Source organism: Ruegeria sp. BHSB196, from assembly GCF_059613135.1.
Map to the genome: position 1 here is coordinate 1 of NZ_JBXWRY010000056.1, position 21,646 is coordinate 21,646.

Consider the following 21,646-nt stretch of genomic DNA (forward strand, 5'->3'; position numbering starts at 1 on the left):
CCGCCAACGGCAGGCTGTGGCCCACGCGCAGGCGTGACGTGCCGGCCTTGTCCACGGTCTGCGCTGCCCGTTCCGCGTTGTCCGTGCTCATCATGATCACCTCCACGCCCAGATCCGAAAATTCGTCCAGCGCCGCTTCGACCTCGCTCATCTGGCGGATGCAGATCGGGCAATGCAGCCCGCGATACTGGATCACCAGCGTGCCATTCTTGCCGTGGTCCCTGTCCAGATCGAAAGTCCCCTGCCCCAGCGTTTCTAGTTTCAGCGCAGGAACGGGCTTTGCAGGTATCAGCATGTGTCTTCCTCTGTTTCGACCGGATCGTCTCATTGACCCGTTGCGGCGCACACGCTAGGGCGATGGCAACGAAACGCAAGGAGACCGTTCATGCCCAACCCTTCGCTCCTCATCCTGCCCGGAGACGGAATCGGCCCGGAAGTCATGGCCGAAGTGCGCAAAATCATCGACTGGTTCGGCACCAATCGCGGCCTTCAATTTGACGTGAGCGAGGATCTGGTGGGCGGTGCGGCCTATGACGTTCACGGCAAACCGCTGTCGGACGAGACCATGGCCAAGGCGCAAGAGGTGGACGCGGTCCTGCTGGGCGCCGTGGGCGGCCCGAAATACGACGATCTGGATTTCAGCGTGAAGCCCGAGCGCGGCCTGCTGCGCCTGCGCAAGGAGATGGACCTGTATTCCAACCTGCGCCCGGCCCAGTGCTTTGACGCGCTGGCGGACTTTTCGTCGTTGAAAAAGGACGTGGTCGCCGGTCTGGATATCATGATCGTGCGCGAACTGACCTCGGGCGTCTATTTCGGCGAGCCGCGCGGCATCTTCGAGGAAGGCAACGAGCGTGTGGGCATCAACACCCAGCGCTACACAGAATCCGAGATCGAACGCGCCGCGCGGTCCGCCTTTGAACTGGCCATGCGCCGCAACAAGAAGCTGTGCTCGATGGAGAAGGCCAACGTGATGGAATCGGGCATCCTGTGGCGCGAGGTGGTGACCCGCGTGGGCCAGGACTATCCCGAAGTCGAGCTGAGCCACATGTATGCGGACAACGGCGCCATGCAGCTGGTGCGCGCGCCGAAACAGTTCGACGTGATCCTGACCGACAACCTGTTCGGCGACATCCTGTCGGACTGCGCCGCGATGCTGACCGGCTCGCTGGGCATGCTGCCCTCGGCTTCGCTGGGCGCGCCGATGGCCAATGGCCGCCCCAAGGCGCTGTACGAGCCCGTCCACGGCTCGGCCCCCGACATTGCCGGTCAGGGCAAGGCCAACCCGATCGCCTGCATCCTGAGCTTTGCCATGGCGCTGCGCTACAGCTTTGACCAAGGCGCCGAGGCCGACCGGCTGGAAGCCGCGGTCGAAAAGGTTCTGGCCGATGGTATCCGCACCGCCGATCTGCTGGCCGAAGAGGGCGTGCAGCCGGTCTCGACCAGCGAAATGGGCGACGCCATTCTGGCCGCCCTTGACGAAAGTCTCTGACCCGCTTCAGGCCGCGGCGGGAAGGTCCGCGGCGGCACGTTGGTGATAATGCACCATGCGCTCTGCATGGCGCAGAGACCGTTCGAGCCAGCGCTCCGCATCGGTATGGGCGAACACGTCCGCGAGCGAGAACAGGCCGGCATGTTCGCCCAAAAGCATCGCCCGCCGGTGACGCTTGCCGCGATGCCGGACTATGTTGCGCAGGGTCCGCAGGCGCCGCGCCGTCCGCGGATCTCCGATAAGCTCCGACGCCTGCGCGAACGCGGCCCCCGCAGCCAGTGCCGGCCTCCGCAACAAGCGGTCATCCAGCAGGGTCTCGATATGTCCGGTCTGGACCGCCCGCCGCAACAGCCGCATCAGGTGATCCGTCTGATGCAACAAGGCGGAATAGGCCGCCTCTTCATCGGGCCGGCCCTCGGGCAACCGGATGTCCGAAAGGAATTCCCGAAGCTCTCCCAGCACCCGCACGCAGGTTTCCAGCGCCGCGAGCGGCCGCAGATCCGGCTCCGGCCTCAATCCCGCGCCCAGGGCCGCAAATACCCGCCCCGCAATCGTCGCAACCGCCGTTTGCGCGGCAAGAATCGCGGTCCCGGAATCGCTCAGCAGCCGCCGGTCCAGATCGATCAGACGGGCCGGCTCCCGATCCGGCATCCATCTGCCGATCAGCTGCGCAAAACGCTCCGTGACCGGCAGGAACAGCGCGGTGCCAACAAGGTTGAACCCGGTGTGAAACACCAGCAGCGCCGTCAACTCGTCCGCGACCCCCGCAATGGCCGCCAGCTGCCCCCGAAACGCGATCAGCAGCGGAAAGGCCACCGCTGATGTCACGATGTTGAAGATCAGATTGGCCACCGCCGTCTGTCGCATCGCGACCGACCCGCCCAGCGAGGCAAGCAGGGCCGTGAAGGTCGTCCCGACGTTCATCCCGATGACCATGCTGGCCGCCTGCGTCAGCGTGATGGCCTGGGACGCCAGAAGCACCAGAGCCAGGGCCATCGCTGCGCTCGACGATTGCATCAGGATGGTGACGATCGCTCCGATCGCGGCCAGCGCCAACAGCCCCAGCACGCCGCCGGACGGCAGCATGTCGGGTGTCAGCACGCTGGACACGTCGCCCATGCCGGCCTGCATCAGATCCAACCCGACCAGCAACAGGCACAGCCCCGCCACGACACGCCCCGCGCGGGCCACGCTTCCCCGTCCCAGAAGATCGGTCAGCGCCGCGGGAAACAGCAGGACCATCGCGATATTGCCGAGCTTGAGCTTGAAACCCAGGATCGACACGAGCCATCCCGTCGCGGTGGTGCCGATATTGGCCCCATAGATCACGCCCAGGGCCTCGGGCATCGTCAACAATCCGGCGCCCACAAATCCCACGGTCATGACCGTGGTCGCGCTCGACGACTGCACGACGGCCGTGGAGGCGGCCCCGGTCAGCACGCCGCGCAGGGGTGTCGTCGTGAACCGGGTCAGAATGGCCCGCAGGTTGCCGCCGGCCGCGTCCCGCAGCGCGTTGGTCATGATCTCCATGCCCACCAGAAACATGCCCACGCCGCCGATCAGAAAGTAAAAGTTTCCGTCCATACCCGACCTTTCCCGCCCCCCAGCGTCGATCAAGGCGTTGCCGCAGGCAAGCCCCGTTTTTCGCGGCAATCGCCGCAGAATCCCCCTTGCAACGCAACCCGGTCAGGTATAGATCACCCGCCACGGTCGGAGTGTAGCTCAGCCTGGTAGAGCACTGTCTTCGGGAGGCAGGGGTCGTAGGTTCGAATCCTGCCACTCCGACCAATGAAACAGGGCCCCTGACGGGGCCTTTTGTAATCTCTTTTCCCGCAATGATGTCCGCAAAGTTTCATTGCTTGATATGTACGGCTCACGTTGCACTTGCTGAGAAATGGGGCTGGCCACGCCGGATTCCTGGACACCGACGGATTGCCCGCTCCGCGTGTTGCCACGCGCGGACAGAAGGCGCGGCTCATCCAAACACGTCGCAGACGTGTCAGCACGGCCTCCTTAACGGCCACTCCGCCTCTCGGCTGGCAGAACGAATGATGGCAGTCGTCTTTGCCGCAAGTTCGCGCCGACGGTCATCGCCCAGACAAATCGCTCAGCCGGGCGTCACGCACGGCTTTCGGGGCGTTCAATTCACACGTCGGTTTTGCCAACCAATGACGGTAAAGCACGCAAACAGGACTGCGGCCACGCACACGATCGATGGGCCGGCGGGAGTGTCGAGGACATAGGCCGCGCGCAATCCCGTCACTGCCGAGACCGCCCCGATCATCGCGGCGATCAATGCCATCGCTTCGGGCGATCGCGCCAGGCTGCGGGCGGTCGCTGCGGGTATGATCAACATGGCGGCGATCAGCAGAACGCCCACCACCTTGATTGCAACCGCCACCGTAACCGCAAGGCACAACGTCAGGACCAGTTGCTCACGTTTGGGGTCAAATCCGCTGGCGTAGGCCAGTTCCTCGTTCAATGTCGCCGTCAGGAGTTGCGACCAGCGCCATGCGATCAGTGCAACGACAAGGGCGGCACCACCCCAGATCACCGCCAGGTCGGAGCGGGAAACGGCCAGGATGTCGCCAAACAGATAAGCCATCAAATCGATGCGGACGCCGGACAGAAACGAGACCGCGACAAGACCAAAGGCCAGCGCCGAGTGCGCCAGAACGCCCAATAGCGTGTCCATCGCGTATCCGCGGCCAGCCAACAGCGTCACGGTCAACGCCATCAAAAGCGCGACGGCCAATGCACCTGAAAAAATCGACATCTGAAAGGTCAGCGACAAGGCCACGCCAAGGATCGCGGCATGGGCGGTGGCATCGCCGAAATAGGCCATCCGGCGCCAGACGACGAAACATCCAAGGGGGGCGGCGGCGACCGCGACACCGATACCTGCGAGCGTCGCCCGCGTCATGAAATCATCTAGCATCATTCTGCCGCTTCCTGAGAACCTGCACCGTGGTCGTGTTCATGGTCATGGTCGTGGCGATAGAGGGCAAGCGCGCCACCCGTTCCGGTCCCGAACAAGGCCCGGTATTCCGGGGCCGAGGCGACGACTGCCGGCGAGCCTTCGCAACACACATGCCCATTGAGGCAGATCACCCGGTCCGAGGCGCTCATGACCACGTGCAACTCGTGGCTGATCATCAGTACGGCGCAACCGGTATCCCGGCGCACCGCCTCGATCTGCCGGTAGAAGCTTGCCGAGCCACGCTGGTCGAGACCCTGCGTCGCTTCGTCCAACAGCAAGATGTCCGGTCGATTGATCAAGGCCCGGGCCAGCAACACCCGCTGGAACTGCCCGCCGGACAGGTGCGACATCTGACGTTTCAGCAAGTCCGGCACGCCAGCCGATTCAAGCGCCTCGACGCAGCTTCTCCGGGAAACGCGATGGGTCAGACGCATGAAGCGTTCGACGGTGATCGGCAAGGTCGGGTCGATGTGCAGTTTCTGGGGTACATAACCGATCTTCAATCCGGGATTTCGGGATACCCGCCCGGCAGATGGTTTTGTCGCTCCGATAATGGCCCGCAACAGGCTGGTCTTGCCCGAACCGTTCGGACCGACAATGGTGACGATCTCGCCGGGCTCGATTGTCATGTCCACATGGCTCAGAACGGTGTTTTCCCCATAGCGTACGCTGAGGTTTTCGACAGTTACGAGGGTCATTTCCGCACCTGTTTCGTGCAGGCCGGGCAGACACCCTCGGCCTCCACGACCGTCCGCTCAATCTCGAATCCCGCGGCGCGTGCAGCTGCACCAAGCGCGCCCTTGGCCGGCGCGGAATGGGTCTCGGCCACCGCGTTGCAAAGCCTGCAGATCATGAAGGCCGGCGAATGCGTCGCGCCGGGATGCGAGCAAGCGACAAACGCGTTCAAACGCTCGATCTTGTGCACGAAACCGTGTTCGACCAGAAAATCGAGCGCACGATACGCCACCGGCGGTTGCGACCCGAACCCAGCTTCGCGCAACCGATCGAGAATCGCGTAAGCCCCAAGCGCCCGATGTTCCTGAAGCAGAAGTTCCAGAACCTTGCGCCGGACCGGCGTCAGGCGCAGCCCTTCCTCCCGGCATCGCGCTTCGGTCGTGGCCAGGGCGGTTTCGACGCAGCTTTCGTGGTCATGCTTTTGGAACCCGACGAGATTCGGTTCATCGACGGATATGGGACGGGTTTCGCTTGTCATGTTATTTCATATCATGTATGCGGCTCTTAACGTTATAAGATCACACAGAGGTTCTCATGTCCAGAAAGCTTCTTCCAGTTTCGATCGCAGCTGCTCTGCTGGGCGGTACAGCCATGGCAGAGGCCCCGAAAGTGGCGGTCGACATTGCGCCGGTGCATTCCCTGGTGGCACGGGTCATGGAGGGTGTCGGAACGCCGAACCTGATCGTATCGCCGGGCGCCTCCCCCCACGAATACAACCTGCGACCGTCAGAAGCCGCGGCCTTGCAAGAGGCGGACCTTGTCTTCTGGATCGGTGAAGACCTGACGCCCTGGATGGAAGGCGCGGTCGAAACGCTCGCCGGCGATGCGACCGTCACGACGTTGCTGGACTCGGATGGAACGGTCCTGCTCGATTTCCGTGATGGTGCACTGTTCGAGGCGCATGAACATGGTCATGAGGACGAACATGGTCATGACGATCATGCCAAGGAAGATGGGCACGACGAGCACGCGCATGAAGACGAACATGCCCATGATGATCACGCCAAGGACGATGAGCACGATCATGCCGAAGCGGGCGAACACGACCACGAAGAGCATGCCGAACATGAAGGCCATGACGACCACGGCCATGGCGAACATGACCCCCACGCCTGGCTCTCACCGGAAAACGCCGGCACTTGGCTGAACCTGATCGCAGCTCAGCTTTCGGCGGCCGACCCGGACAACGCTGGTGTGTATTTCGCCAATGCCGCAGCCGCGCGTGAGGAGATAGGCGCGCTGTCCGCCGAGGTGGCCGGAATGCTTGAGCCGATCCGCGGCGGCAAATTCATCGTGTTTCACGATGCCTATCAGTACTTTGAGAATGCGTTTGACCTCCCGGCTTCCGGCGCGATTTCGCTTGGCGACGCAACCGATCCAAGCCCGGCCCGCGTTGCCGAAATCCAGGGTCGCATTCGCGATGAGGGCATAGACTGCGTTCTGGCCGAACCTCAGTTCAACCAAGGAATCGTCAACGTCGTTCTGGATGGAACGGAGGCAAAAACCGGCGTGATCGATCCTCTTGGGGCCAATCTGGAACCGGGCGCGTCTCTTTATCCGCAGCTCATCAGGAATATGGCCAAAGCCTTGGCCGAGTGCCTGTGATCCGAACAATCAGTTCATTCGACGGAGCAGAAACGGTCGGGCAGACCGCAGTCAGAGGCAGCGCTTGTCAATAGTGTCCAAAGGTTGAAGCGTCGCGCTGCCCCTGACGCGCTCTGACCAAAGGAAACCCCGTCGCCGGTTCATCTGAACTCTCTGATTGGCTCGCGACAATCATTGGAAGGCTTGGCGTTTCCTGAACTGGGATTGTTACGATATTACATAATATTTTCAGGGAGAACGCAGTGATAGCGCACGCGGCGACCACCACCGATGATGCGGCGGATCAAAGAATACCCGTCACGGTTTTGACCGGCTTTCTGGGCGCCGGAAAGACGACGCTGCTGAATGCCGTATTGTCGAACTCTTCGGACGGGCGCATCGCGGTGATCGTCAATGAGTACGGCGAGGCGGGCCTGGATCACGATCTGATCGAGTCCGTTGAGGAAGACATCGTCCTCATGCAATCCGGGTGCCTGTGCTGCTCGATTCGGGGAGACTTGTCGAAGACGGTTTTGAATCTGATTGATCGTCGCAAAGGTGATGCGCTGGATTTTGAACGGATCGTCATCGAGACGACCGGCCTTGCGGACCCCGGCCCCATTCTTCAGACGTTTTTGGTCGATCCTGACCTGGCCCGCACCACGCGCATGGACGGCCTGGTTACAGTCGTTGATGCGCTCAACGGACCCGCGACGCTGGACGCCCAGTTCGAGGCGGTTTCGCAAGTTGCGATGGCTGATCTGATTCTCCTCAGCAAAACGGATCTGGTCACGCCGGAGGCCGAAGACGCACTTGAGAAACGATTGAGCAGCTTGAACCCTACCGCACGGATCGAACGACCGGCAGCAGGTCGTTTTGATCCGAACGGACTCTGGGGCCTGGGTGGTGTGCGCAGGGACATTGCGCCGATTGACGCGATTGCCTGGACAACCGCAGCGGCTGCTCCCGCGGCCGACCCTTTCGCCAACCTCTCCGGGTTCCGCGAGTCAAAGACGTTGCCCATTTCCGCCTCGCCACATGATACACGGATCGGATCCGCATCGATTGTGCTGAACACGCCGCTCAAGGATGCCACGTTTGACCTTTGGTTGGACACTTTGATCTCCCTCAAGGGGCCAGACATTCTGCGCGTCAAAGGCATCGTGTTTCTGGAAGGGATCGATTTTCCCTTCGTGTTTCACGGTGTGCAGCACGTCTTCGACCCGCCTGTACCGCTGAAAAACTGGAAGGGTGACGATCGCCGTTCACGTATTGTCGTCATTGCCCGCGATCTGACGCGTCCGGAATTGCAACGCAGCCTCGACATGCTGCGCCAGCCTCAACCCAAAAATCCAACCCAAGACGAAGGGGTTCCAATCCATGACTGATGCTCGCCTACCCGTCACGGTATTGTCCGGCTTTCTCGGCGCCGGCAAGACCACCCTCTTGAACCGCGTTCTGAACAACCGCGAAGGCAAACGTGTGGCGGTGATCGTCAACGACATGTCCGAGGTGAACATCGATGCCGATCTGGTGCGCGCCGAAACCGCGCTGAGCCGCACCGATGAGACGCTGGTCGAAATGTCGAACGGTTGCATCTGCTGCACCCTGCGCGACGACTTGCTGGCCGAGGTGCGGCGGCTGGCCATGGAAGGCCGGTTCGACTACCTGCTGATCGAATCCACCGGGATCTCCGAACCCTTGCCCGTTGCCGCAACCTTCGACGTCCGCGACGAAAATGGCGAGAGCCTCTCGGATGTCGCCCGGCTCGACACGATGGTCACTGTCGTCGACGCGGTGAACCTGCTCAACGACTATTCCAGCCATGACTTCCTGCGCGACCGGGGGGAGACGCTGGGAGACGAGGATGAGCGTACGCTTGTCCACCTCTTGACGGACCAGATCGAGTTTGCAGACGTGGTTGTTCTCAACAAGGTAAACGATGCAGGCCCCGAGCGCACCGACGCCGCGCGCAAGATCATCCGCAGCCTGAACGCAGATGCCACGATCATCGAAACGAACCACTCGGAAGTTGCAAGCGAGGCCATCCTCGACACCGGCCTTTTCGACTTCGATGCGGCCCACCAGCATCCGATGTGGGCGAAAGAGTTGTACGGCTTTGCCGATCATGTCCCGGAAACCGAGGAATACGGGGTTTCGTCATACGTCTACCGCGCGCGACGGCCTTTCGAGCCAGAAAAGATCCTGGCCGTGCTGAACGGCGACATGCCCGGTGTGATCCGCGCCAAAGGGCATTTCTGGATCGCAACGCGACCCGGGTGGGTGGCCGAGTTTTCGCTTGCCGGTGCCCTGTCCAGCGTCAAGCCGTTGGGAACCTGGTGGGCGTCGGTTCCCCAAGAACGTTGGCCCGAACACCCCTCGGTGCTGAACTACATCGAACAGCATTGGAAGGAACCCTGGGGCGACCGGCGGCAGGAGATCGTCTTTATCGGCTCGGGGATCGACTGGCCGGCACTCAAATCCAAACTCGATTCCTGCCTGCTGCCCGAGTCCCGCGCCCCCGGTCCGGATGCTCTACCGGCCGATTTGCCCGATCCGTTCCCTCTATGGCGCCGCGTGGAGAATGCCGCATGAGCTACGTTCGAACAGAAATCGCGAACGCGGCGGTGGGTGTCGGTGTCACCGACACACCGGACGGGTTGGCCAGGATCGCACTGCCCGGATGCGCAGCGACGATCTGGCGACGGCAACTCACACCGGGCTTTCAGGCATGGATCAACGCGCTCGATCCATCGCAACTGCCGAAAGCGCGGCTCATTCTGCGCCCGGACGCAATTCCCGATGCGGTGCAGCATCTCTGCGACATGGCCGGTGTGGAGGAAAGCGAGGAGAGAGCCTGGTTGGAAAAAGACGTTGCCGATCTGGCTTCTCTGTTCGCCGAGATCATGCGCGCGCGATACCTGCGGTTGCGTTTGGATGTGATCGATACGAACGCGTGCAGAAAATTCCACATCGACGCAATCCATGCCCGCCTGATCTGCACCTATCGGGGCACGGGCACGCAGTACGGCATATCCACCGACGGCAAGGATCCGGCTCGGGTGTTTACTGTTGCGACCGGGGCTCCGATGGTGATGCGCGGCACGCAGTGGCCTCAGAAACCTTCTTCGGGCCTCCTGCACCGCTCACCGCCGATTGCAGGGACAGGCGAGACCCGCCTCGTTCTCGTTCTTGATCCGGTCTTCGATATCGACGAGATCGATTGATGACGCGCAACCTTGGTGAAACAAAGCTCAGAAAACGGCGCCGAAACGAAAATCCGATGCGCGATTTTGATCGTCTGCCTCCGGTTCTCCGCAATTGGGTTGCGCAGGCCGCGCTGCCGTGGCGGCCACGTTCAGTCGAGCGTGCATATAACAAGGCGCTGGCTCGTACGGGCAACCAAAGCCAGGCTCTGGAAGAGCTTGGGCGTCTGGAGGCGTCAAAGCTGGCCAGGGACCGCTGGAATGCTGCATTCGAATGACATCGTCCGGCTCGGCCGAGCCCACAGTCCCGCGCTTGAACCGCTTCCCGAACAAGTCGAACCACAGGCGTCCGGCCCAGGGCTCATCGGCTGTAGCGGCTGGCCAACAGCACGGCGATAGGAAGAGGCGCATCAGAAGCAGACCGGCACCGAGGTCTGGATGAACGTCAAGGCCAGCGATGAGCGAAAGACGGTTTCCCGATTGAAACCCTTGCGCTAGCCGGCACCGCTGGCCACACACAGTTCCTTCAGCTTCTGGGCATCCTTCACGACGATCTTGCCATAGTAGGTCTCGATAATTCCTCGACGTTTGAGGTCGCGGAAGGCCCTTTGCACGGTTGGCAGGGAAACACCGGCTGCCGCGGCGAAATCCATCTGGGAAATCGCCATCGCGTTGTTCTGGTCCAGACGACCCGCCTGCTGCAACCAGGCCAGACGCCGCAAGACCAGTTGAACGCCATCTCCTTCGACGGAGACGATCGTGAGCTCCTGCAGTTGTCGCCGCACCATGTTGAGATAGGCCACGATATCGACCCATCGACCGGGATCAGCATCGAGAAACTGCATCAGCTCGCCGCGCGAGATGGACAAAAGCTTCGACGGCTGGCGCGCAACGGTGCGCGCGACGGTAGGCTGCTGTGACAGCACGTCGCCGACGCCGTACCACTTGCCGGCCTTCGCGAAGGTAAAGGTCAACTCCTCGTTTGAACTGGATAGTGGCAGCACGTCGACCTGCCCTTGGATCAGACCGTGGATGTGGGTCGGGATTCGACCGCGCGGGTAGAGGAGCTGTCCGATCTCAAGCGATTTGAGGGAACCGAGCTCCAGAAAGGCGTCTTGAAAGGCGGGACTTCGGGTGGACAGCCAGCCTGAACTTCGCAGGATTTCCTTGTGTTCCGGCGTAAGTGGTCCTGCCATAACCCTTCTTTTCGTCTCCCGGACGGTATCCGCACCACGGTCGTTTCTTAAGAAAATCTAAATACGTCATCAGATCAAGTCTCGTTCCGCCGCGCCTGTTAGCCTGCTGTTGGAGGCCGCCGCAGCGCATTTCGCTTTTGCGCGGCGGTTCCGGGAAAAAACTGGCCGCGTGTTCATGCCGCAGCCGAGCATCTGACAAGCAGGGAGAACAACGACCATGACCACCAGACGCGATGTGCTCAAGGCCATTCCGACCGTTGGAACGGCTTTTGCGGTGTCCGGGACCGCGCTGATCGATGAAGCGGCGGCGCAGACCCAGGAAGCGGCGCCTTTGGAGGGTCATTTCCATCCGATGGGCAAGGCGCCATCCAGGTACACGCTCGAAATTCTGGACCAAGCCCGCCGCACCCTGCCGTTTTCGGATACCCTGGATTTTGAGGAACAGCAGCGCGGACTGATCGCCGAGATGCCCGACAAGAAGATCCTGGCCGATGCCGGCCATGTCGCATGGGACAAGGAGCGGTTTGATTTCTTCAACAGCGATACGGATTTCGACAGCATCCACCCATCCCTGCAACGCATCTCGCGGCTGAATCAGAATTACGGCCTGTATGAGGTGATGCCCGGCATCTATCAGGTGCGCGGGTTCGACCTGTCCGACATCTCCTTTGTCCGGGGCAAGACCGGCTGGATCGTGATTGACCCGCTCATCTCGGCCGAACCCGCCCGCGCGGCCCTGGAACTGTTTCAGGAACATGTGGGCGGCGGGCTGCCTGTCACGGCGGTAATCTACTCGCACTCGCATGCCGATCACTGGGGTGGCGTCCGGGGCGTGGTCGACGAGGCGGATGTGCGCGCCGGCAAGGTCGAGATCATCGCGCCGCGCGATTTCATGGAGCATACGATCTCGGAAAACGTCTATGCCGGCAACGCGATGAACCGGCGGCTCTTCTATCAATACGGCCTGCTCTTGCCGGCCAGCCCGCATGGCTATGCAGGCCAGGGTCTGGGCCAGGGAACGTCAGCCGGTGCGGTCGGCCTGATCGCGCCCACCCGGGTCGTCGAAGAGGATATCGAAGAGTTCGAGGTCGATGGTGTGCGGATGATCTTCCAGAACACCCCGGGCACCGAAGCGCCGTCGAACATGAACACCTACCTGCCCGACATGAAAGCGCTGTGGATGGCGGAAAACGTCACCGCCACGCTGCACAACATCTATACCCTGCGCGGTGCGCCGGTGCGCGACCCGCTGCGTTGGTCGAAATACATCTCCCGCGCGCTGCACCTCTACGGCGAAGAGGCCGAGGTGATGTTCTATTCCCACCACTGGCCGCGCTGGGGCAACGACCGCATTCAGGCGATCCTGCGCGATCAACGCGATCTTTATGCCCATATGAACAACCAGGTTCTGCATTTCGCGAACAAGGGCGTGACGATCAACCAGATCCACAACGTCTATTCGCTGCCGCAGAGCCTGCAGGACAAGTGGCATTGCCGCGGCTATCACGGTTCTCCCGAGCACAACAGCCGCGGCGTGGTCCAGCGTTACATCGGGTTCTGGGACTGCAACCCGGCCACACTGATCCCGTTGTCGCCCGAGGACTCGGCGCCGCTCTATGTCGAGATGATGGGCGGGTCCGACGCGATCATGGCGCGCGGCGCGGAGTTGCACGACAAGGGCGAATACCTGCTCGCCAGCGAAATCCTGAACAAGCTGGTGCATGCAGAGCCCAACAACCAGATGGCAAAGAACCTGCTGGCCGATGTTTACGAGCAGATCGGCTATCAACAGGAGAATCCGGGACTCCGAAACTCCTTCCTCTCCGGCGCGTTCGAACTGCGCTCGGGAGTTCCCGAAGGCGATATTCCCGATACGACCAGCCCCGACGTTGTCCGCGCCATGTCGACCGAGCTGTTCCTGAACTTTCTGGCCATCAAGATGGACAGCCGCAAGGTGGAAGGGCACGAATTCACGATGAACCTGGTGACGCCTGACAATGGCGAGAAGTTCCTTGTCGAATTGCGCAATGCCACGCTGACGAATGTCGAGGGATTCCTGTCCGACAGCCCAGACCTGACACTCACGATCAACCGCGCAGACCTGGAATTCACGATGGCGGGCGAAACGACACTGGATGCGCAACTGGCGGACGGCACGGCCACCCTCGACGGAGACCCAACCATGCTGGGGGTTCTGGCGCAGGCGATGGTGGATTTCGATCCCTTCTTCGAAGTACTCCCCGGCACGCGCGACCCGCATCACGCCGAGGCACATTCGGAGGCGTTCGAAGCGGTGACGGGCCTGCCCGCGATTGAGTGAAACACCCGACTCGCTGCATCTGGCCGATATCATCCGCCAAAGCTTCGGGATCTTGGGCGCAGCGACCACTGGCAACAAGTCTGGCAATCACGTGATCGCGGCTCCAAGGCAGGATTGTGACCTGCGGGACGGGATTGGCCCTGTCTCGACCGCCGCTGTAGCCCTGGCAATAGCCTCCAGACACCACGGCGTCGCTTGCCGACTTTGAGCGGCTGCTCGCACGCTACCTGGCGTCAGAGTTCCATACGCAAGGACTTACCGCAAGGAACAGGAATCTCGGGGCGCAGGTCGTCAGGTCACTTCACGTCGATTTCCAGACTTTCGCCCTTCTCAACGTCTGCAGTCGAATCCCGAACGACAAGTTCGCATCGCAGTTGTCGGGACTGTGGAGGCCGATTCTGCTCCACCCAGTCGGCAAGCGCTTTGGCGGACTCTGTGCCCATTTCGCGCACGGGCAATCTGACGGTTGTCAGGCGCGGTGCCGAGCAGGACGAACTGGGGAGGTCGTCGATCCCCATCAAGGATACCTTGCGCGGCACATCAATGCCCATGCGCCGCAACTCGAACAATACACCCATCGCCAGCACGTCCGAAAGGCAGAGGATCGCACTGACGGGCTGTTGCGATGCGACAATTCCGTTTGCGGCAGCGCTGCCACCTCCGACCGAAAGGTCGGTTTCGTGGAAGCTCAGCCTTGCGGGCAAGTCGGCATCCGCAAGCCCAGCGATGCGGGCGCGGGTTCGATCGTTGTTGGCGATTGGGCCATGAACGACGGCGATGTCGCGGTGGCCAAGGTCGTTGAGATGACGCAGTGCGATCGCGGCGGCGGCACGGTTGTCGTAACCGATCGTCGGAAGACGGTAGCCAACGTCGAAATAGGATGTCGCGATAGCGGGCAGTTGGGTTCGTTCTACGAGCCGGTAGAACTCGTCATGGTGAGTGATGCCGGAAACGATCAATCCCTCGGCCCCTATGTCCACGAGGTGTTGGGCCTTGTCTGCTTCTCGCTTCAAATCGCCATCAGTTGTTGCGACGACAAGCGAAAGATGACGCGGTGCGAGGTGGTTTTCGATCGCGTCAAGGAAACGGGCGAAGATTGCGTTGTCAAGGGTCGGGATCAATGCGCCAACGATCCTGGTGCGCCCTGAATTGATTGCGCGGGCTGCGGCGCTTGGAACGAATCGCAATTCGTCGATGGCAGCCTGCACCCTGCCGCGTGTCTGCTCTGTAACGGCTGCAGGCGTGTTCAGTACGCGCGACACCGTCGCGACGGATACACCAGCAAGCGCCGCAACATCACGAAGATTCGCGCGTTTCTTTCCATCTGCCGCGGACATACGTCAAAGGGCTCCCAACCGGCTTCGATACAAACTTCTTGACACATGTAACCAGTTACATCAACCTTTGTAACCAGTTACAAATCGTTTCCAAGCGGGATTCCCGATGCTTGACGAACACGCCATACGCACATTCAGCAATGTCGGCCATCACACTTGGACCCGATCCTTTCCGGGCTTCGGCAAGCTGAATACGGCGACCCGAACTGTGGCGCCGCGTCAGGCGGTCCGTGTCGATCTCGGACCCGGCGACCTTTTGTCCGTCCGTGAGCTTGCCGCAGGTGACGGCCTGGGGCTCTTGGCCTTCGACCGGCGCGGACGCCATGCTCTTGGTGCGCTCGGCCTGATCGGTACGGAAACGCCTTCCTGGGCCGAGTTTGACGGCAGCGCGCTTGCAGCGTGGATAGCACGGAATGGCGGCGATCCTTGTGTGCTGCCTTCTGCCGCGCGGATCGAAGGGACTGGCGAGATCATTGTTTTTCGGGCCGCGGCCGAGGCAACGGTCTGGCTGATCCGCCAGGTTTCCACGCAAGCCCTCGTGGCCGGTGGCGCAAGCAATACCATCACCGTCGCGCACCAACCAGCAAGCCACCAATCGGCGGCCTTGCCACCGCTTCTCGGCGATCTGCGTGAAGAGTTCACGGTCCTCAAGGGAACGGCGCGGGCCTATGAGCTTCGCAAGGGCGACTATTTGCAGATCATCGACGTTCACGGGCAGCAATGCTCGGATTTCATGGCGTTCCGAAGCGAAGGGTTATGCCGCGGAGAGGAATTGATGATCGACAGCACTGCGACCCGTTCGATGGTTCGGCGCTCCTATCCCGGGCCGGGGCTTCTCGACAAGTTCTTCGATCGCGAGATGCGCCCGCTTCTGAACGTCGTTCAGGACACTTGCGGACGGCACGACACGTTCGGACTCGCCTGTACCGCGCGCGGATACGAGGAGCGGGGTTTTCCGGGTCACCTCAACTGCTCGGACAACATGTCTCGCGCGCTTGAACCGTTCGGCGTCGCACGGAGAGCGGCCTGGCCGGCGATAAACTTCTTTTGGAACACCTGGGTCGATGCCGACTCGCATCACATCCTGACCGAGGAGTCTTATTCGCGCCCGGGCGACTACGTAACCATGTGTGCGATGGACAACCTCGTCTGCGTTTCCACCGCATGCCCGGACGATATCGACCCGATCAACGGTTGGAACCCTACTGACATTCATGTGCGCATCTATCGGCCCGACACGCCAATCCGCCGCGCTGTTGCCTATCGCGAAAAAGAGGACGCTCCGATGCAGATCAGCGAAGAATCCGCATTTCACGAACGGCTCGCTCCACTGACGCAGCATTTCGCCGCGGCGCGAGATCTCTGGGTGCCGGTGTCCTTTCCATCCGTCGGCACGATCGGCGAATACTGGGCATGCCGCGAGGCGGTGACCGTTCAGGACATGAGCGGGCTGAGGAAGTACGACATCATCGGGCCGGATGCGGAGCGGTTGCTGCAAATGACGATGACGCGGGATGTCGCCCACCTGCCGGTCTGGCGCGGGACCTACGCGCTCATGTGCGACGAGAGCGGCACCGTCATCGACGATGGTACGCTGTTCCGCATCGGGCCGGAACTGTTCCGCTGGTGCTGCGGCAGCGAGGAAAGCGGCCGGGTACTGACCGGACTGGCCGAGCGTCAAGAACTCCAGGTTCGCATCAACGCGATGCGAAACGCGCTGCCGAACCTCGCGCTTCAAGGGCCGAAATCGCGGGATCTGCTCAGGAAAATCACCTTTACCCAGCCGACGGTTCCATCGCTCGATCAACTCAAATGGTTCGGCGTCACCATCGCCCGGCTCGGCGACCGCGAGGGGCTGCCCTTCATGCTGTCACGTTCGGGCTATACCGGCGAACTCGGTTACGAACTCTTCTGCGCCAAGGCCGACGCCGTCGCGCTCTGGGACGCGATCATGGATGCCGGTGAGGAGTTCGGAATTACGCCGATGGGCTCGGCCGCGCTCGAGATCATCCGCATCGAGGCAGGGCTTGCCGCGGCCGATGCCGAATTCGCCCCGGGCGTCGATGCGTTCGAGGCAGGGCTCGGTTTTGCGGTGGACCTTGCCAAGACCGATTTCGTTGGGAAAGCGGCGCTGGAACGGAACGCAAAGGATCCAAGGCGCGTTCTGAAAGGGCTGGTATTTGGCTGCGCTGACGTGCCAGCCCACGGCGCGCCGGTGCTCTGCGGCGAACGGCAAGTCGGAGTCGTCACCTCGGCGACGCGGTCGCCGATGCTGGAACGGAGCATCGCCATGGCACGACTTTCCGTCGAATACGCAGCCGCCGGAACCGAACTTGAAGTCGGATTGATGGACGGTCGGATGAAGCGGATCGGCGCATCCGTGGTCGAGATCCCCTTCGTCGATCCGCAACGGACAAGAGCAAGAGCCTGAACAGCAGAAGCAAATCAACAGGAGGGAAAAACATGAAACATCTGACAACCATAAGCGCCGCGGCACTTGTGACTCTTGCTGCATCCGCGGCCGGGGCGCAGGAAAAGGTCATGGTCGGTGAGCCAAGCTGGCCCGGTGCGAAGATCATGGCGAATGTGATCGGTCAGGTCATCGAGACCCGCCTCGGAGGCGAGGTCGGCTATGCGCCCGGCGCCAATGCCGTGATCTTCGAGGCAATGGACGGTGGGCGCGGCGACATCGATGTGCATCCCGACGTCTGGTTGCCCAACCAGGCATCTTTCACCGACGAATACGTGGATCAGAAAGGCACCGTGGCGCTTTCGTCAGGATCCTATGAGGGGCGTTCTGGCTTCTGTACGCCGAGCTATATGGTCGAAAAGCACAACATAAAGTCGGTCTTCGACCTTGCCACACCGGACGCTCAGGCGCTTTTTGACTCCGATGGTGATGGCAAAGGCGAGATCTGGGTCGGTGCCTCGGGCTGGGCATCGACGAACGTCCACAAAGTCAAGGTCCGCGATTATGGCATCGAAACATTCCTCGAACCGGGCACCGAGGACGAAACTGTGTTCTATTCCCGGCTGAAGGATGCGATCGACCAAGGCGAAGGCGTTGTGTTCTACTGCTACAGCCCGCACTACGTGCATGCGCTCTACGACGTGACGATGATAGAGGAACCGGAATTCTCCGAGGACCAGTACACGATGGTGCAGCCCGATCAGGACGCCGACTGGTATAACAAGTCGAAGATCACGACGGGCGACCAGGTCAAGACCGTCACCGTCGCGTACTCGAAATCGCTCGAGACCCGCAACCCGGCCGCAGCCTCATTCCTCTCCAAGATCGACATGGATGCGGATGCGCTGTCGCAGATGACTTATGAAGTTGTTGTCGAGAACAAGGACGTGGGCGAAGTCGTCTCGGCCTGGATCGACGCCAACGGTGACGTTATCGACAAATGGCTCGGGCTTAACTGAGAACGGAATGGCCCCGGCGTCGACAATGCCGGGGCCGCCCCAACGCAGGACGGGAACAAAGTGGCACAGGACATCGCTATCGACGCTCGCAGCGTCTGGAAAGTCTTTGGATCACGCGCAGACGAGGCCATGGCCGCCATCCGAGCCGAGGGTATCGGCAAGACGGAGGTACTGGAGCGGTTCAATTGCGTGGTCGGCGTCGCGGACGCGACCTTCCAGATCGAGCGCGGCGAGCTTTTTTGCGTGATGGGATTGTCGGGCTCCGGCAAGTCGACACTTGTACGGCACGTAAATCGCCTTCTAGAGCCTACCGCAGGCCACATCCTGATTGATGGCGAGGATGTGATGTCGCTGAACAGCGAGTCTCTTCGCCTTCTTCGCAACCACCGCGTCGCCATGGTTTTCCAGAACTTCGGACTCATGCCTCACCGAACCGTGCGTGACAACGTCGCCATGCCCCTTGAAATCCGCGGCACCGGCAAGGCGCGTCGTTGGGAAGAAGCCGAACGTGTCCTCGAACTCGTCGAACTGACAGGGTGGGAGGACAAATACGCACATGAACTGTCCGGCGGCATGCAGCAGCGCGTGGGACTTGCCCGTGCCATTGCCTCAGACCCTGACATCCTGCTGATGGACGAACCCTTTTCCGCGCTTGATCCGCTGATCCGCCGCCAGCTGCAGGACCAGTTCATGAGCCTGTCGCGGTCGCTGAAGAAGACCACGATGTTCATCACGCATGATCTCGACGAAGCGATCCGTATCGGCAACCGTATTGCAATCATGAAGGATGGTCGCATCGTCCAGATTGGCACTCCCGAAGAAATCATCCTGAACCCGGCCGACGACTATGTCGCGGATTTTGTCGCGGGAATCTCCAAGCTCAACATGGTCTTTGCTCATTCCGTGATGCGGCCGATCGACGAATTCGAGGCGACCTATGGCCCGGTGCCTGCAGATGCCCGCGAGGCGCATCCGGAGATGGACCTGAATGCGCTCATGGACATTTGCGTCGAAGGGCATGGTATTGCACGGGTTCTCCAGAACGGGACTGCGGTCGGCGTGATCAATCGTCCCATGCTGATGCGGGCGATCCAGAACAACAGAGGTTAGGAGGAACCGTCGATGAAGCAATCAAGGATCGAAACGCCTGACCGTATGAATGCGCTGATCGACGATTTTGTCGGTCGAAGCCAGGACTACTACCGCCGGGTCTTCAGCTACATGCTTGAGGCGCCCGGTTACCGGTTCACGCTTAACGCCGCCGCCGCGATCCTCGGTCCAATCTGGTTCGGTGCACGTGGCCTTTGGTCCTGGTTTCTTGGCTTCCTTGTGTTGGAGGCGTTCGCCTATATCCAGATCGGGCGCGGGTTTTTCGGTGATCTTGGCCGTGACGCCCGCGAACGCGCGGCCCGCATCGCCGAGACTCTGGACTTGCGCAATCAGCAGATCGAGGCAGCCGAGCAATCGGGTGCCTCCACGCTCGACTCTCTGAAGCGCGCGGCGGCCTCTCTCGAGGGTGCTTTGTCGCAGGCCGAGATCGAAGCGGCACAAGCCGACGCGACCGGCATCCATTATGTTGCGTTGGGTCTCGCACTGCTCGTCGCGTTCAAGTTCCTCGCCGCGGCGCTGGCAAACTGGACACTCGAAGGTCAGTTTGCACGTTGGCGATCGGACAGGATGGTTTCACATGGCTGGTCGTCAACACGCATGGGGCTGTCCTTGATCTTCTTCGTGATGGTCGTGGTTCCCAGCACCATCAAGTTCGCACAGCCGGACGCGGTCGCGTTCCTCAACGACTTTCCAACGAACCGAAACTGGCGTCTCGGTGTCGGCGACGGGATACAGGCTGCATTCGATTGGACAAAGACCGCCGGACGCGGATTCTTCGACGCTCTGACATTCGGCATGCGTACGCTTCTTGACGGCCTCGAAGTGGTGTTCGTCGGAACGCCCTGGCCGGTCGTGGCGCTGGTGATCGTCATGCTTGCTTACCTGTCCGCCGGCGCCCGCGTCGCGATCTTCACCGGTGCCGCGCTCGCCTATTTGGGGCTTCTCGACTTTTGGGAGAAGGCCATGGCGACAATTGCGCTTCTCGGCGCGGCGGCACTGATCTCGATCTCATTGGGAATTCCCCTTGGGATCTATTGCGCGCGCAGACCCCGTGCTTTCGCAGTCGTGCGACCAATCCTCGATTTCATGCAGTCCATGCCGTCTTTCGTCTATTTGATTCCCGTTGTGGCCTTTATCGGTTCGGGCAAGCCAGCGGGAGTCGTCGCCACGATGATCTTTGGCAGCCCGCCGGTGATCCGTTTCACTGTTCTCGGCCTCCAGCAGGTGCCGGAAACCGTGCGCGAGGCTGCGCTCGCCTTCGGTGCGACCCCGCGCTACCTTCTTTGGCGCGTAGACCTGCCGCTGGCTGCCCGAACGATAATGGCGGGTGTCAACCAGACCATCCTCTTGTCGCTCGCAATGGTCGTCGTAGCATCACTGATCGGAGCAAAGGGGCTGGGCGAAGACGTGCTCGAAGCCTTGCAGTACGCTGCGGCGGGTCAGGGAATTCTTGCCGGTCTCGCCATTTTGTTCTGCGCGCTGATTCTAGACCGGATCGTCGCCGGCAAACGAAAGTGATCGTAGTCAGAAGAACCGCGATGCAAACGGCCACGAACGGGAGATCGAGAAAGACAGCCGTCGACGTGCCGACCAGAAAATTGCGGATCATGTCGGTTTCGCTGATCCGGGCGATTATTTCACCCACCGACCACTTGCGGAAATGGCTGAAGGGAAGCGACGGCTTGCTCCGGCGCCGCAATGACGCAGGCAGGCGCGCAGACGATCGGCGCGTTTCCTCCGGATCTCCGACGCAAACATCGGGCCAAAACGCTGCCACCAAAATCGGACGGCTTCATGGCTGACATCAATGCCGCGCTGGTGCAGCAGATCCTCAACGTTTCGCAGTGACAGCGGAAATCTGACGTACAACATCACTGCCAACCGGACAATCTCGCGGTTCGTTCGGGATTAGCGGAACGGGTTCGGATTCGTCATGGCCAGAGGCTACGGGGCCGCCCCGCCCCGCTCAAGCCCATCTCCTTTACAATGCCCGCAGGCCAGCACGATGCTCCGCGGGCTGCTTTCCGAGATCCGGTTGATGCCGGAGGGTGACGGGCTCGCGATTGAGCTGGTTGGCGAGCTGGCGGGGTTGCTGGCATTGGGGCAAGAAAAAACGGCCACGGAGCGTGTTGCTTCGGGCCGTTCTGAGACGCTGGTTGCGGGAGCAGGATTTGAACCTGCGACCTTCAGGTTATGAGCCTGACGAGCTACCTGGCTGCTCCATCCCGCGGCATTGTTTTGGCCGTTTGCCTGTCTGTCG

At 61.3% G+C, this 21,646-nt stretch carries 18 protein-coding genes, 2 tRNA genes and 1 pseudogene; 12 read left to right on the forward strand and 9 right to left on the reverse strand.

From position 1 onward, the window contains the following. Positions 1-295: redoxin domain-containing protein (locus AC2FNJ_RS18535; protein WP_496766367.1), on the reverse strand; the 295-nt coding region annotated here is incomplete at its 3' end. A 90-nt stretch (positions 296-385) separates the two neighbouring features. Here AC2FNJ_RS18535 and leuB point away from each other — a divergent pair. Then, positions 386-1,489 carry a 3-isopropylmalate dehydrogenase gene (gene leuB / locus AC2FNJ_RS18540; RefSeq protein WP_496766369.1) on the forward strand — a complete coding sequence of 368 codons (1,104 nt, stop codon included), beginning with the start codon at positions 386-388 and terminating at the stop codon, positions 1,487-1,489. 6 nt (positions 1,490-1,495) lie between these two features. Here the strand turns inward: leuB and AC2FNJ_RS18545 are convergent, their stop codons facing one another. Beyond that, positions 1,496-3,073 (reverse strand): Na/Pi cotransporter family protein, encoded by a 1,578-nt coding sequence (locus AC2FNJ_RS18545; protein ID WP_496766371.1) that lies wholly within the window; start codon positions 3,071-3,073, stop codon positions 1,496-1,498. A 127-nt stretch (positions 3,074-3,200) separates the two neighbouring features. Between AC2FNJ_RS18545 and AC2FNJ_RS18550 the strand changes: the two genes are divergently transcribed. Continuing rightward, positions 3,201-3,277, forward strand: a tRNA-Pro gene (locus tag AC2FNJ_RS18550). Between the two features lie 352 nt (positions 3,278-3,629). Here AC2FNJ_RS18550 and AC2FNJ_RS18555 read toward each other — a convergent pair. Genes AC2FNJ_RS18555 through AC2FNJ_RS18565 form a run of 3 tightly spaced genes read right to left on the reverse strand, consistent with a single transcriptional unit; the run spans position 3,630 to position 5,682 of the window. Then, a complete protein-coding gene (locus AC2FNJ_RS18555) occupies positions 3,630-4,427 on the reverse strand; it encodes an iron chelate uptake ABC transporter family permease subunit (RefSeq protein WP_496766393.1) in 798 nt (265 codons plus the stop codon). Continuing rightward, positions 4,427-5,167, reverse strand: coding sequence for an ATP-binding cassette domain-containing protein (locus AC2FNJ_RS18560; protein ID WP_496766373.1), 741 nt, complete (start codon positions 5,165-5,167; stop codon positions 4,427-4,429). The genes AC2FNJ_RS18555 and AC2FNJ_RS18560 overlap by 1 nt, the downstream gene beginning before the upstream one ends. Then, on the reverse strand, positions 5,164-5,682 hold the full coding sequence (locus AC2FNJ_RS18565) for a transcriptional repressor (RefSeq protein WP_496766375.1): 519 nt from the start codon (positions 5,680-5,682) through the stop codon (positions 5,164-5,166). The genes AC2FNJ_RS18560 and AC2FNJ_RS18565 overlap by 4 nt, the downstream gene beginning before the upstream one ends. A 56-nt stretch (positions 5,683-5,738) precedes the next feature. Between AC2FNJ_RS18565 and AC2FNJ_RS18570 the strand changes: the two genes are divergently transcribed. The 5 genes from AC2FNJ_RS18570 to AC2FNJ_RS18590 all read left to right on the forward strand — a co-directional run bounded on the left by AC2FNJ_RS18570 (position 5,739) and on the right by AC2FNJ_RS18590 (position 10,272). Further along, a complete protein-coding gene (locus AC2FNJ_RS18570; RefSeq protein ID WP_496766377.1) occupies positions 5,739-6,809 on the forward strand; it encodes a zinc ABC transporter substrate-binding protein in 1,071 nt (356 codons plus the stop codon). A 242-nt stretch (positions 6,810-7,051) separates the two neighbouring features. Further along, positions 7,052-8,176: a CobW family GTP-binding protein gene (locus AC2FNJ_RS18575; RefSeq protein ID WP_496766379.1), complete on the forward strand. Its 1,125-nt coding sequence runs from the start codon at positions 7,052-7,054 to the stop codon at positions 8,174-8,176. Continuing rightward, positions 8,169-9,383, forward strand: a complete 1,215-nt coding sequence (locus tag AC2FNJ_RS18580) for a GTP-binding protein (protein ID WP_496766381.1) — start codon at positions 8,169-8,171, stop codon at positions 9,381-9,383. The genes AC2FNJ_RS18575 and AC2FNJ_RS18580 overlap by 8 nt, the downstream gene beginning before the upstream one ends. Next, positions 9,356-10,015: a DUF1826 domain-containing protein gene (locus tag AC2FNJ_RS18585; RefSeq protein WP_496766383.1), complete on the forward strand. Its 660-nt coding sequence runs from the start codon at positions 9,356-9,358 to the stop codon at positions 10,013-10,015. Before AC2FNJ_RS18580 ends, AC2FNJ_RS18585 begins: the two co-directional genes overlap by 28 nt. Further along, a complete protein-coding gene (locus AC2FNJ_RS18590; protein WP_496766384.1) occupies positions 10,015-10,272 on the forward strand; it encodes a DUF6525 family protein in 258 nt (85 codons plus the stop codon). Before AC2FNJ_RS18585 ends, AC2FNJ_RS18590 begins: the two co-directional genes overlap by 1 nt. A 216-nt stretch (positions 10,273-10,488) precedes the next feature. On the opposite strand, the gene AC2FNJ_RS18595 is transcribed toward AC2FNJ_RS18590, so the two are convergent. After that, positions 10,489-11,190: a Crp/Fnr family transcriptional regulator gene (locus tag AC2FNJ_RS18595; protein ID WP_496766385.1), complete on the reverse strand. Its 702-nt coding sequence runs from the start codon at positions 11,188-11,190 to the stop codon at positions 10,489-10,491. Between the two features lie 217 nt (positions 11,191-11,407). Here AC2FNJ_RS18595 and AC2FNJ_RS18600 point away from each other — a divergent pair, with 217 nt between their 5' ends. After that, positions 11,408-13,510, forward strand: a complete 2,103-nt coding sequence (locus tag AC2FNJ_RS18600) for an alkyl/aryl-sulfatase (protein ID WP_496766386.1) — start codon at positions 11,408-11,410, stop codon at positions 13,508-13,510. A 296-nt stretch (positions 13,511-13,806) separates the two neighbouring features. Here AC2FNJ_RS18600 and AC2FNJ_RS18605 read toward each other — a convergent pair whose 3' ends face one another. Then, positions 13,807-14,847, reverse strand: a complete 1,041-nt coding sequence (locus AC2FNJ_RS18605) for a LacI family DNA-binding transcriptional regulator (RefSeq protein ID WP_496766387.1) — start codon at positions 14,845-14,847, stop codon at positions 13,807-13,809. 106 nt (positions 14,848-14,953) lie between these two features. Here AC2FNJ_RS18605 and AC2FNJ_RS18610 point away from each other — a divergent pair, with 106 nt between their 5' ends. Genes AC2FNJ_RS18610 through AC2FNJ_RS18625 form a run of 4 tightly spaced genes read left to right on the forward strand, consistent with a single transcriptional unit; the run spans position 14,954 to position 20,904 of the window. After that, entirely contained in the window at positions 14,954-17,278 is a 2,325-nt protein-coding gene (locus AC2FNJ_RS18610) for a DUF1989 domain-containing protein (RefSeq protein ID WP_496766388.1), read from the forward strand. Positions 17,279-17,310: 32 nt separating this feature from the next. Then, positions 17,311-18,276, forward strand: coding sequence for an ABC transporter substrate-binding protein (locus tag AC2FNJ_RS18615; RefSeq protein WP_496766389.1), 966 nt, complete (start codon positions 17,311-17,313; stop codon positions 18,274-18,276). A 60-nt stretch (positions 18,277-18,336) separates the two neighbouring features. Further along, a complete protein-coding gene (locus tag AC2FNJ_RS18620; RefSeq protein ID WP_496766390.1) occupies positions 18,337-19,386 on the forward strand; it encodes a quaternary amine ABC transporter ATP-binding protein in 1,050 nt (349 codons plus the stop codon). 12 nt (positions 19,387-19,398) lie between these two features. Beyond that, positions 19,399-20,904, forward strand: coding sequence for an ABC transporter permease (locus tag AC2FNJ_RS18625; RefSeq protein ID WP_496766391.1), 1,506 nt, complete (start codon positions 19,399-19,401; stop codon positions 20,902-20,904). Between the two features lie 189 nt (positions 20,905-21,093). On the opposite strand, the pseudogene AC2FNJ_RS18630 reads toward AC2FNJ_RS18625, so the two are convergent. Both AC2FNJ_RS18630 and AC2FNJ_RS18635 read right to left on the reverse strand, forming a co-directional pair. After that, a pseudogene (locus tag AC2FNJ_RS18630) lies at positions 21,094-21,258 on the reverse strand (IS6 family transposase); the annotation flags it as partial. A gap of 281 nt (positions 21,259-21,539) precedes the next feature. Next, positions 21,540-21,616 (reverse strand) — tRNA-Met (locus AC2FNJ_RS18635). Between the last annotated feature and the right edge of the window lie 30 nt (positions 21,617-21,646).